Below are 12,622 nucleotides of genomic sequence, written 5' to 3'. Positions count from 1 at the left end.
TTGTTATTTCTTTTTTCTATCAATTTTAATTTTGTTTTTAATAAGCTTTAATTGCTCTGAAAACTTCTTGATCGTAAAATTTGGAAAGGTGCGAATAATTCTACGTTTGCTGAGTTTTTGAGATATTTTTTTGTAATTTTCTATTTCATCATCAGATTTGGTTTCAATAATTTCTGCAAAGTCTGAACCTTGTTCACCTGCAAATCTAAATTTCTGCTGCAGCTTAACGAACAAGCCTTTTAGCTCGTTCAATTTCTTTGAAATTGCCTGAATATTTAATATTGTAAATAAAATATCCGTAATAAAAACAACAAAGAGGATAATAGCCACAATAGCTCTTATGTTTTGAGGTAAATACGATAATATCCTTTTTGTAAACGGGTTAACCACATAAACCAGCAAAAGGCTCATTATACCCCAACCTAGTGAATATCCCAGCCATATTCTGCCATGCAAATTAAGCGGATAATTGGAATAATCCCATAGTTTCATCTTAAAAACTTTTTCTAAGATGAAACCAATAAAATATTCTATAATAGAACAGATAACAACACCTGATACATACACCAAAATAATATTAAAAACAAGATTATTAATCTTAATATAAGAAAGGGGAATTCCTACCGACAACGCACCTAATCCATAAATAGGACAAATAGGTCCGTTTAGAAATCCTCTATGAACAAATCTCTTTTCTAGGAATGAGCAATAGATTGTTTCTATTGCCCAACCAAGGAAAGAAAATATCAAAAACATCAAAAATAAATCAATAAAATACATATTTACCTTATAAAAAATATTATATCTGATATCAAGTAAAAAATCAAACCGCCTATGTATTTTATAAATTTATAAAAAATTCTTTATCTTCTGTTAGATTATATAACGTGCATCCTTTTTTAAAGAATTGATTTCAGCAAGTTTTGTTTCATAGTTCTTTCTGCCCATCATTGCAAAAGTTGCCTGTTTGCCTTCTTCAACGCCAGGTTGATTATATGTATCAATATCAAGCATAGCGCCGCAATAAGCTGTCTCGTACATAAAGTATTGCAATAACTCACCTACTGTATGAGCGTTAACTTCAGGTAAAGTTATAGTAAAGTTAGCTCTCTTATATTTTGCCAAGGCAAATTCTGTAGCTTTTCTTTCGCAATTAATAAGCTCATTGAGCGTTTTGTTTTCTAAAAATTCAATTTCTTTATAATCGCCTGCCGGCTTAATAGTAACAGTATTTCTATACTTTTCAACCGCCAAGAATGTAACAACCTTATCAAAAGGTCCTTCAGTATATAACTGAATCTGGCTGTGTTGATCAGTTACACCCAAAGCCTTTGCAGGAGTTTGTCCAACATGAACAACATTATTATTATTATCAATAGCCTTGCCGAGCGACTCACCCCAAATCTGACAATAAAAATCAGACATATATTTTAGGCTGTCAGCATAAGGCATCATTACAGAGATATTTTTGCCATTTCTCATGGACATATATTGTAAAAAAGCTGTGCAAAGTGCAGGGTTTTTCAAAACTTCAGGTGAGAAGCATGCTTCACTCATTTCTCTTGCGCCTTCTAGCAAAGCATTGATGTCAATGCCAACCAATGCTAGAGGAAGAAGTCCTACAGGCGAAAGAACGCTGAATCTGCCGCCAACGCCTTGTCCTAAGCCGAATACCTTATATCCTTCTTTTATAGCGATATCATAAAGTGTGCCTTTGCCTATGGTAGTGGTTATAAGTATATTGTCTTTTGCTTTGTCTCCAAGTTTTTCCTTCAAAACATTATAAATAATCATGTATTGAGACAAGGTTTCACTTGTAGTACCGCTCTTGGTTATTACATTGAATACAGTCTTTTCAACATCAATAACATCCAACAAAGCCTGCATTCTTTCGGGATCAACATTGTCTTCTACATACAAACGAGGAGCTTTTCTTACGCTCTTATCAAGTTCATTGTGTCTCAAATGCAAAAGAGCATTGGCTACTGCGATAGTACCCAAAGCAGAACCGCCTATACCAAATACAACAACATTGTCATAATCCTTGTACTTTTTTGCGGTTTCTAAAATGTCCTTTACAACGTCTTGCTGATTGAAAGGAAGATTGGTCCATTCTTGCCAGCCTTTGCCACGATTATCCATAACTTTGCTATAAGCCAAATCAAGCAAATCTTTGTGTGTTTCAAATAGTTTGAAATCAAGGCCTTCCTTTTCTCCAAGTGTTTCCTTCATCATATTATTGAAGTCAAACTTAAGTTGCATTTTTTTCTCCTTAAAAAATTTGGTTTATTTTAATTTTACATTTATAACTAGTATTAGTCAAATCATTATTCATCTTATTTTTACATATAATTTAGCGTCTACATTTCAATAAAAAGGCGTTTTTTATGAAAAAATTTAGATTACATATAGCGATAATGCTGCTAGCATGTGCTTTAACCAATCTTATTACTGTAATTATCCTGATAACATATTATCAAGACAAAACTGTTTCCATCACTACCGAACAAGCATATCTAAAGGTTACAGTCCTAGATATAAATACTCGCCAACCCATAAAAGACGCGACTGTGTGCATCCCTGAAACAAATGAATATTATTTGACCGATCAATTTGGACGCACCCCTACTATTAGTGTTCCGTATATAAAAAACAGTCAATACGACAATATTAATGAAAGGAACTGGGGTGATATAACAGTATTGGTATATAAACAAGGATATGTAGATTATTTAGTATTTTATATAATGGTTCAAAAAGATAAAACTCGCCACATCACAATAACACTTGCACCATATACAGAAGGAAGCTATCCATATATCATTATCGAATCACCTGACGACCAATGGGCAAAAGATATAATTCAAAAATATAAAAAATACTAAGCGCAGTTTATAAGGCTTTTTATATATTCAAAGTTATTTTTTAGTTCATCAAGCGTCTTATAATCTTTAGAATACAATTCTAAAATTACAGGCGCTGATATATTTTTGGACTTAAGAGTATTTATAAACTTTTCAAAATCAAAAATTCCTTTTCCTATAGCAGCTGTTTCGTTATTGCTCTTAATATCGCATATATGAATTGTTGAAAGTCTGTCCCCTATCGCTTGCAAAATATCATAGGGATCAATTCCGCCTTGAATAGATTGCTTGATATCCAGAGTACCATAAAGCATCGGACAATATTCTTTTAGATTAACAAAAAAAGACGGTTCATTAAAAAACGCATAATGCACGTTTTCATAAGATAAGTTTAGTCCGTATTCCTGCGCTATTTGAATTATTTCGTTAGTTCTTGCTCCAAAATTTTTGAAATCTATATTATACGGCTTTTTCTTCATTCTATATGGTCCGTGAAAAGTAAGAAATTTTGCATTTAAAATCTGCGCAGCCCTGCAAACTTTTCTAAATATCTTTTCTGCATCCGCCCTTACACGAGATGAAACATTAAATAATTCAGGTTCAAATTGCGTGCCCAAAGCATGGACAGAATGAACGGTTATTCCGTTTTGATTATCAGCCATTTTTTTGGCAAAATCTTCTTCATATTCGGAATAAGTGGTAAAAAAAACTTCAGTTAGGTCGCACCCTAATAGTTTAAGTTTTTCAAAAGCATTTTCATTATATATAAGATTAAAAAACGATGCGGTAGAAATTCCAGTTCTCATTATCAGAAAAAATCCTTTATCTAGATTATAATAAAAAATATTGGTTGTGTCATCTTCTTGGGAATTAAAAAATGCCGTTAAACAACTTTAACGGCATTTTTATTAATGTTCTTAAGTTTTTATACAACGGCTTCAATCAAGCCTACATCTCCGTCTTCACGTTTGTAAATTACATTTACAACATCGTTATCTGAATTCAAGAATACAAAGAAGTTATGTCCAAGCAATTCCATCTGAAACTTAGCTTCTTCAACTGACATGGGCTTTAGGTTATATGTTTTGGTCTTTACTATTTTTGCAGGTTTTTCCTCATCATCTTCTACAGGCATTAAACCATTTAAGCTCTTAGTAAATTCTTTCATTCTTTTTGAATCAAATTTTGATTTATGTTTAACTATCTGTCTAATAATTTTGTCCAGCGCAGTCTCTATATTAGAATACATATCTTCACTGTTTTTTACTTCAGCTCTAAAGGTATGGTCTGAAAAGATGGTGGCTTCAAAAACAAAATCGTCTTTTTCTTTTTTTAAGTTAATTCTAATGACTGTTTCAGAATCAAAAAACTTTGATAATTTATCAAACTTTTTTTGAATCAGCTCTTCGAGCTTCTTGCTTGTGGTGTAGTTTTTGCATACAATTTCATACTTCATAAACAGCCTCCTGCAAATATTGTTTATCCTTTGTTCTAGCCTAATAAAACTAGTTTGTAATTTTATATTACCATCTTTAATATGCATTGTAAAGACGGCTTGTGAAAATTTCACACAAGCCGTCTTTTGAATATCTGTTTATTTAGTATTGAAAAACAACTTTTCCGTCTTTTAACGAGCAAACAACTTTTGAATTTTCCTGAATTTTATTCATCAACATTTCTTCTGCAAGCGCATCTTCAATGTCCTGCTCAATCACTCTTCTTAAGGGTCTGGCGCCATATTCGGGATCATATCCTTTGGACGCTACCATATCCAAGACATCTTCGGAGAACGTTACAGAAATATTTTTTTCTGCAAGTTTTTTATTGACTTCGTTAAGCATATTCTTTGCGATCATCTTAATCTGCGCTTGAGACAAAGGCTTAAATACTGTTATCACATCAATTCTGTTCAAAAATTCAGGCTTAAATCTCTTTTTTAAAGCATCCAGCAGTATTTCTTTAGTCTTTTCTTCATCTCTTACAGTTGATTCTTCAGAGAATCCCAATGCCTTGGGAGTTTCTTTTAATGCGCTTACGCCCACGTTAGACGTCATAATTATTATAGTGTTTTTGAAGCTGACTACTCTGCCTTGCGCATCTGTAAGTCTGCCGTCATCCAAAATCTGCAACAGCATATTATATACATCTGGATGAGCCTTTTCTATTTCATCAAACAAGATTACAGAATAAGGCTTACGGCGAACTTGTTCGGTCAATTGACCGCCATCATCATAGCCTACATATCCAGGAGGCGAACCAATGAGTTTGCTTACGCTATGGCTTTCCATATATTCTGACATATCAAGTCTGATCATTAAGTTTTCATCATCAAACATAGCTTCACACAACGCCTTGGATAATTCGGTCTTTCCTACACCTGTAGGTCCTAAGAATATGAACGAACCGATTGGCTTGTTAACATTCTTAAGTCCTGCCCTAGCACGTCTGATAGCCTTAGAAACGCTCTCAATTGCCTCATCTTGACCAACTACACGTTTGTGCAAGATTTCTTCCAACTTCAAAAGCTTTTCTTTTTCGGTCTCATTGATCTTGGTAACAGGAATCTTAGTCCAGCTGGCAACAATTTGAGCTATGTCTTCTACGTCAATTTGAGCATTGTCTTCTATCTTCTTTTTCTTCCAGACAGAATTCAAATTATCAATTTCTTTTTTCAACGCATAAATCTTATCTCTGATTACAGAAGCTTTTTCAAACTCATCTTTACTCAAAACTTCTGCCTTTTCAGCTTCCAATCTCTTTAATTCTTCTTCTTTGTCTTTTAGTTGAGGAGGCAAGGTGTTGCCGCTGACTTTAACACGGCTAGCTGCTTCGTCAATCAGGTCTATTGCTTTATCGGGCAGATATCTGTCCATAATATATCTTTCGGATAGTTTTACTGCAGCAGTTATCGCCTCATCAGTAATACGAACCTTGTGAAAGGCTTCATAGTTATCTCTTAAGCCTTTTAATATCTCAATAGTTTCTTCTTCGGATGGCGGATTAACCATTACAGGTTGGAAACGGCGTTCCAAAGCCTTGTCTTTTTCTATAAACTTGCGGTATTCGTCCGTAGTGGTTGCACCTATTGTCTGCAATTCGCCTCTTGCAAGATAAGGTTTAAGCATATCAGAAGGTTTTACTTCGCCTCTTTCTGCTCCCGCTGTTGCAAGAGTATGAAGCTCATCAATAAAGACGATTATATTGCCATTTTTGATAATAGTTTCTATCGCCTTTTTTAGCTTTTCTTCCATGTCGCCTCGGTATTTTGTACCTGCAAGCATGCTACCTATATCCATAGCAAAGATAATTTTGTCCTTTAATAATTCGGGAACATTACCCTTTACTATTGCTTGAGCAAGACCTTCGACAACCGCTGATTTTCCTACACCTGGCTCGCCTATCAAAACAGGGTTGTTTTTGGTTTTTCGGCACAAAATCTGAATAATTCTTTCAATTTCTTCTTTTCTGCCTATTACAGGGTCGAGTTTGTTTTCTCTTGCCCTTTCCGTCATATCAATACCAATGTCTTTTAATGACGCAGGCAAGCTTGAAGGAGCTTTTTGATTTTTGCTTATATCAGAACCTTCGGTACCACCTACTCCCAGATTGCCCAACTTGTCCAAAATATCCTGAGGTTTTACATTAAGCTCCTGCAAAATACTGTATGCTATACTGTCTGTGCTTTGCAAAAGCGCAACCAACAAGAATTCGCTGCTAACAGCAGGCATTTTAAATTGTCTTGCTATTTGCTGAGAAAGCATGAGTATATTTTTTGAACGTGTGGAATAATGAAGCTGGGTCATAAAACCGCTGCCTAATATACTCTCTATAGCGCTCAATTGATTATCTTCCGTACTTATAAATTGAAGTATTTTTTCTGGTGTAACTCCGCATTCATTTAATGCTTTTGCAGCCAATGAAGAACCTTTGGCTATTCCGTACAAAATATGTTCGGTGCCGACTTCATTACCACCCGTAGCTCTTACGAGATTTTCGGCTTCTTGTAATGCATTCATTGCGCTTTGAGTTGCACTGAATTGTCCTACAAACATTTTTCACCTCTTAAATCTGTATAAATTAATATTATTTTTATTAGTTTTTTATTTGGTTACAGTCATTTTAGGCAAGACATCTCTCAAAAATTCTGCCCTGTAAATATCTCTTTCAACCGCATTTAGGTCTTTTCCGCATCTCAATGTAAGATTTGCTGGCCTACATGCGACTATTACTTCGTCTATTGCAGCATTTTTTACATTCAAAATGTTCAAAGCCGCACCAAGTTTGACCAAAGATATATTTTGCATAAACTCTGACGAATCAATTTTATACGCATTAGTCAAGATTCCCCAAGCACGCATTATCATATCAGTCAATTCTATGCGGTTTTTGGTCATCAAGGTTTCTCGTGCGATTTCTTCCGCTTCAGCAATTTTATAAATCTGGTTTTTAACTGTATTTATAATTTCTTTTTCGCTCAAGCCCAAAGAAAATTGATTACTGAGCTGATACATATATCCTTCAGCCTGCGATCCTTCTCCATAAACTCCTCTAAGTGCTATGGCATCTTTTGAAATAGAAAAGATCACGTTATTGATAGTGCGGTTTATAGCCAATGCGGGCAAAAACATCATTACTGAGGCACGCATCGCCGTACCAAGATTGGTCGGACAGCTAGATAAGTATCCCAAATGCACATCAAAAGCGATTTCTGCATTTTCGCTTATAAGGTCGTCCACCTTGTCAGCGAATTCATACGCTGATTCCAAATCCAAAGACTTCTTTATAACCTGTATTCTTACATGATCTTCTTCATTAATCATTACAGACAGCGTTGAATCTTTGTTTAAAACAACAGCACCTGTATTGATGTTTTGAGCTAAGGCTTTGGATATGAGATGTTTTTCCTTAAGTGCCTCAATTTCCAGAGGCTTCATATTTTTAAGCAAAAACAAATTGCCGTTTAGATACTTAACCAAAGGCTCGCTTACTTCTTTTATTACATGCTTTCCGCCTTCAAAACCTAATTTATTAGGAAAAGGATATTTATTAAGATTACGTGCAAGCCTTATTCTAGAACTTACAACATAATTATTGATGTCACTTTTTATCAATTTGAGCTCCTTTTAACTGCTCTATTTCTTTTTTGATCACAGCAGCATCTTCATATCTTTCATCTCTGACAGCTTTTTTTAATTCAGCATTAAGTCGTTGTAAAGTAACATAAGTTTTCGCAATTCCGTTAGGCCCTTTGCCTGTATGCACATTGTCTTTTTGGCATTTTTTGATGACATTACCCATGAACGATTCAAACACTTTGTAACATTGAGAACATCCAACAAAGCCTGTGTTTAAAAACTCTTCACTAGTTGTTCCACAACTAGGGCATTTCAGTATCGGTACCGAAGATGGTGTTTTTTCCGTTCCAAAAATCTGGTCAAACATATCCGAAAAATCTCCGAATATATCGCCGAAATTATCCAAAAAGCCTGTGCCAAAACCTGTTCCTAATTTTTGCTTGATTATCTGAGAATTACACTCAGGACACAAGTATCTAACTTTGGTTATCCCATTAAGTATATATACATTAGGAATTCCTTCTCTTTTGCCGCAGTTTTCACACAGCATTTAGCTTTCCTCCTTAAATATGCCAGCCAAAATTGATTTTAAAATATTAGACCGCAAAATTTCTTTGCAGTCGGTAGGGACTATTAACGCTTTGTCAGTAATAGCTGACTTGATTATTTCAGCTTCTTTTTTAGTGATTACATTTTCGTCTATCAGCATTTTGAGTATTTGAACGGCCTTTTGATACGTTATACCTTCTGATAAAGTATATTCATCTAATCTTTTCAAAAGTTCCTTAGCTGACGGCGAAACCCTGATAAGCGTAATAAATCCGCCTCCACCACGCTTGCTTTCAATCAAAAATCCTCGGTCAAAAGAAAAACGAGTAGCAAGCACATAATTAATCTGACTGGGAGCACAATCAAAATACTGGGCAAGCTCATTACGTGAAATATTAATGGATTCGCATTCACCCATTAATGACTTTATAAATTCTTCAATCAAATCACTTATGTTTGCCATTTTTTCCTTGCTGTTTTTTCTTTTAGTGTTAACTTATTTTAATAAAAATTTCCAAATAAGTTTGACTATCTTTGACCTTTGATTGAATTATAGCACCGGCATATATGGCTGTCAATAGGTTTTTTGTTAAAATTTGATTAAAAAAAAGCCCTAAAATAGGGCTTTTTTTAAAATTTATAAATCTAATCTAAAAATATATTTTTTGTCTTCGTCTTTTTTTTGCGTATTGTAATAGCCGAACTTTTGCCAAAACAGTTCTCTGTCATGCGGATAAGGCGTGAGTTCAATAAACTTGCCGCCTTTTTGTCTGATATCATTTTCTACTTGTTTATAAAACCATCTTCCAAGACCTTTGCCTCTCAAAGCTTTGTCTATGCCGATTTCAAGCAAAAACGCTTTTCCGTCTTCATCATGATAAATGCAATAAGAGCAAAAGCCTGAGAGCTTACCGTCAAAAATGAGTTCCATTATATATAAAGGGTTTTTTTGCCTTTTGCTTAAGGATATAATGGTTTGTTTATATTCGTCAGAATGAAAATAATCTAAATCCAAAGGATTATTTACATCTGCAAGCTCATCTATATAACAGTCAAAGAAATTCCAAAATTCTTCTACCTTAAGATTGTCTTCTGTGTTTAAAAAATCAATCTCAAGTTTTGATTCTGTCATACTCGCTATATCCTTTTTACCAGTTCCAAAAGATATTGTTTATATGCCTCGCCGTGTTCTTTATCTCTTAGGGCATATTCGGTTATAGCTTCCAAACTGCCCAGCTTATTGCCCATGTCATAACGTCTGCCGTCAAATACATAAGCATATGCTCCATCACGCTTAGCAAGCAAATTAATGCCGTCTGTAAGCTGAAGTTCATTGTTTATGCCCAAAGGTGTTTCTTTTAAAATATCAAAAATCTCAGGAGTTAGTATATATCTGCCCAATGTTGCAAGGTCGCTAGTAAGGTCTTTCAAAGCGGGCTTTTCTAATATGCCCTTCATTTCATATACCGTATCTTCCTTTTGGGACAAAACATCAATAACTCCATATCTCAAAATTTCGGGAGGCTGACGTCTTTGAACGCCCAAAACAGTCCTTTGATATTTTTCAAAAACTTTTGCAAGCTGACCTATTACTGGATTTTCATCGTTATAAATTACATCATCGCCAAGCATTAATGCAAACGGTTTATTGTCAACAAACTTTTCCGCGATCAGCAACGCATCTCCGCTGCCCTTAGGAACATATTGCACTTCAAAGCTGATATTGGCTTTTTTGGAAATAGCTTGTACGATCTCGGCATATTCGCTTTTGCCAGTATCAAGCAGCTTCTTGGTAAGCTCTTTATTTTCTTTATAATATTCTTTTATGCAATCTTTGTTAGGGCTTATGATAATTAAAATATCTTTTATACCTGAATTAACAGCTTCATCGACTATGTAATCAACTACAGGCCGGTCAATAATGGGCAACATTTCTTTTGCCACTGATTTTGTAATGGGCAAAAATCTTGTTCCCAATCCTCCGCACAAAATAACACCTTTTTCAATCATTCTCCATCTCCATAATAAATTAATAAATACATTTTTATAAATCGGCTTAACACCAATTAAAATTATTGTACTATACGCGAATTTTTTTGGCAAGACCAAAACCAGTTTAAAATGCTTTTGTATAAAAATTTCCAATAAATTACAATTGCGCAGCATAAAATAATACCATGCAAAAATTAAAAATAGTTTTATGCGGAGGCGGAACTGCCGGGCATATAATGCCCCATGTGGCACTTATAGAAGAGCTCAAAAAAGTTTTTGACGAAATTCATTATATAGGCTCTGTAGGCGGAATGGAAAAAGGCATTATGTCCGTTATCCCTGATGTTATTTATCATGAAATAACTTGCGTAAAATTTCGGCGTTCTCTATCGCCCAAAAATCTTGCAATACCATTTAAACTTACACAGGGCGTAATTCAAGCTAAAAAATTATTAAATACCATTAAACCTGCTGTTATTTTTTCTAAAGGGGGTTATGTGTCTGTGCCAGTGGTTTGGGCAGCGCCCAAAGACTGCAAAGTGTTTGTTCACGAATCAGATATGAGCATGGGACTTGCCAATAAGCTCTGTCAAAACCGCGCCAATAAAATATTGTGTACTTTTTCAACTCTGGCTCAAAAACTCAAAAAAGGAATGCATACAGGCACGCCGCTTAGAAGCTCTATATATCGCGGCAATAAGCAAAAGATTTTTGATGAACTAAAAATCGGACGCCGAAAAGTTATTTTGGTCATGGGTGGTTCTTTGGGGGCGAAAAGAATTAACGAAGTTTTGAGAGAAACGCTTGGGCGGCTGCTTGTAAAATACGATATTATACATATAACAGGCAAAGGCAATATTGACACAAGATACAACTACCCTGATTATCATCAGTTTGAATTTCGAACCGATATTCCTGATATCTATGCCGCAAGTGACCTTGTGGTTACGCGCTCAGGCTCTAACGCAATATGTGAATTAGCTGCGTTAAAAAAGCCTATGCTTCTGATTCCCCTGCCAAAAGCCGAATCACGAGGCGATCAAATCCAAAATGCACAATATTTTTTTGAAAACGGTCTTGCCGAAGTTCTTTACCAAGAAGATTTAGACGCAGAAAGATTGTATGAAAGCATTATGAATTTAGAAAAAAATAAACAAAAATATATAACCAATCTTCAAAAGATGCCTAATCTAGACGGAACAAGAAAAGTTCTTGATATAATCACTTCTTCGATAAAGTCTTAAACATACAAAAGCCCCAAAAAAATAAAATTCCCTTATCTAATATGAAAATCTTCAATAAAAAGTTAGTAATCCTATTTTTTTCTTTTTGGGCTGCTTTTTTAGTAGCCTGTTCGTCTGCTAACCCAAAAAACAGCATAATAATCTATGGCACTCCGTCTTACTCTCTCTCACCCCTAATCGATATTCAAACAATCTTGGGCGGAAGCAAGGATGAAAATATAGTTGAGATATTGACATGCGATGATTACATTTATGTAATCGGTGAAACTAATTCAAATGACGGAAATTTCAGTTCATCCCCGGGCGGTCAAAAATTATTTTTGGCAGTAATAGATAGCAAGGGTCAATTAAAAAAAAGTCTAGTTTTTGGAGTTTCTAATATTAAAAACACTTTTATAAAGGCTAAAAATATAAATAATAGTGTTTATATCCTTTCAGACTGCTCGCTTGACACTCAAAGTGTTGCAGTTTACAAAATCATTCCCAAAACAAATGAAATATACCATACCATAACAGGAAGTGTATTGATTGATGAAAACGGACTTGATTTGATTGAATGGAAAGAGAGCATTTATATAATTGGGCAAAGCTATGATTATGCAACTTCTTGCAAGAGTTTGTTTATAACCCGATTTGACCATAATCTTAACAAAAAGCACTACGAAAGAATTCTTAGACCGGCAGACTTGACATATATAGGTACTGAAAGTTCATCGGACTTTTTAAAAGTATGGGTAAACGCCATAGCCATAACCTATTCTTATCCTGCTATGATTGATATAAGCAAGGATAATTATGTTTATAATAACTTTCAAAATGAACTGTATGCTTACAGACTTTTAGATGTTGCCAGCGTCAATAATAATGCCCTATTGATATTAAGTAATGAAAACAGAAA

General features: G+C 34.6%; 13 protein-coding genes. 3 read left to right on the top strand and 10 right to left on the bottom strand.

The features are described from left to right. Window positions 1–3 precede the first annotated feature (3 nt). Window positions 4–780 (bottom strand): putative ABC transporter permease, encoded by a 777-nt coding sequence (locus tag VIL26_02330; GenBank protein HEY8389782.1) that lies wholly within the window; start codon window positions 778–780, stop codon window positions 4–6. Window positions 781–873: 93 nt separating this feature from the next. Then, a complete protein-coding gene (locus tag VIL26_02325) occupies window positions 874–2,262 on the bottom strand; it encodes a glucose-6-phosphate isomerase (protein ID HEY8389781.1) in 1,389 nt (462 codons plus the stop codon). A gap of 125 nt (window positions 2,263–2,387) precedes the next feature. Here VIL26_02325 and VIL26_02320 point away from each other — a divergent pair, with 125 nt between their 5' ends. Continuing rightward, complete coding sequence (locus VIL26_02320) at window positions 2,388–2,885, top strand: hypothetical protein (GenBank protein HEY8389780.1); 498 nt, start codon at window positions 2,388–2,390, stop codon at window positions 2,883–2,885. On the opposite strand, the gene VIL26_02315 is transcribed toward VIL26_02320, so the two are convergent. From VIL26_02315 to VIL26_02280, 8 genes are all read right to left on the bottom strand, one after another. After that, window positions 2,882–3,670 (bottom strand): sugar phosphate isomerase/epimerase family protein, encoded by a 789-nt coding sequence (locus tag VIL26_02315; protein ID HEY8389779.1) that lies wholly within the window; start codon window positions 3,668–3,670, stop codon window positions 2,882–2,884. The genes VIL26_02320 and VIL26_02315 overlap by 4 nt on opposite strands. A 119-nt stretch (window positions 3,671–3,789) precedes the next feature. After that, entirely contained in the window at window positions 3,790–4,320 is a 531-nt protein-coding gene (gene raiA / locus VIL26_02310) for a ribosome-associated translation inhibitor RaiA (protein HEY8389778.1), read from the bottom strand. Window positions 4,321–4,462: 142 nt separating this feature from the next. Continuing rightward, window positions 4,463–6,916: an ATP-dependent Clp protease ATP-binding subunit gene (locus VIL26_02305; protein ID HEY8389777.1), complete on the bottom strand. Its 2,454-nt coding sequence runs from the start codon at window positions 6,914–6,916 to the stop codon at window positions 4,463–4,465. A 48-nt stretch (window positions 6,917–6,964) separates the two neighbouring features. Beyond that, window positions 6,965–7,975 carry a protein arginine kinase gene (locus VIL26_02300; GenBank protein HEY8389776.1) on the bottom strand — a complete coding sequence of 337 codons (1,011 nt, stop codon included), beginning with the start codon at window positions 7,973–7,975 and terminating at the stop codon, window positions 6,965–6,967. Further along, a complete protein-coding gene (locus VIL26_02295; protein ID HEY8389775.1) occupies window positions 7,962–8,489 on the bottom strand; it encodes a UvrB/UvrC motif-containing protein in 528 nt (175 codons plus the stop codon). The genes VIL26_02300 and VIL26_02295 overlap by 14 nt, the downstream gene beginning before the upstream one ends. Next, on the bottom strand, window positions 8,490–8,951 hold the full coding sequence (locus tag VIL26_02290) for a CtsR family transcriptional regulator (protein HEY8389774.1): 462 nt from the start codon (window positions 8,949–8,951) through the stop codon (window positions 8,490–8,492). It abuts the gene before it with no gap. Window positions 8,952–9,125: 174 nt separating this feature from the next. Continuing rightward, window positions 9,126–9,620 (bottom strand): GNAT family N-acetyltransferase, encoded by a 495-nt coding sequence (locus VIL26_02285; GenBank protein ID HEY8389773.1) that lies wholly within the window; start codon window positions 9,618–9,620, stop codon window positions 9,126–9,128. Window positions 9,621–9,625: 5 nt separating this feature from the next. Then, window positions 9,626–10,498 (bottom strand): UTP--glucose-1-phosphate uridylyltransferase, encoded by an 873-nt coding sequence (locus tag VIL26_02280; protein HEY8389772.1) that lies wholly within the window; start codon window positions 10,496–10,498, stop codon window positions 9,626–9,628. A 167-nt stretch (window positions 10,499–10,665) separates the two neighbouring features. Between VIL26_02280 and VIL26_02275 the strand changes: the two genes are divergently transcribed. Both VIL26_02275 and VIL26_02270 read left to right on the top strand, forming a co-directional pair. Further along, complete coding sequence (locus VIL26_02275; GenBank protein ID HEY8389771.1) at window positions 10,666–11,724, top strand: UDP-N-acetylglucosamine--N-acetylmuramyl-(pentapeptide) pyrophosphoryl-undecaprenol N-acetylglucosamine transferase; 1,059 nt, start codon at window positions 10,666–10,668, stop codon at window positions 11,722–11,724. Between the two features lie 41 nt (window positions 11,725–11,765). Next, on the top strand, window positions 11,766–12,622 hold an 857-nt coding region (locus VIL26_02270; protein HEY8389770.1), incomplete at its 3' end, for a hypothetical protein.

The sequence above is a fragment of the Clostridia bacterium genome (assembly GCA_036562685.1).
Lineage (GTDB): Bacteria > Bacillota > Clostridia > Christensenellales > DUVY01 > DUVY01.
This window is presented reverse-complemented; position numbering and strand designations above follow the sequence as displayed.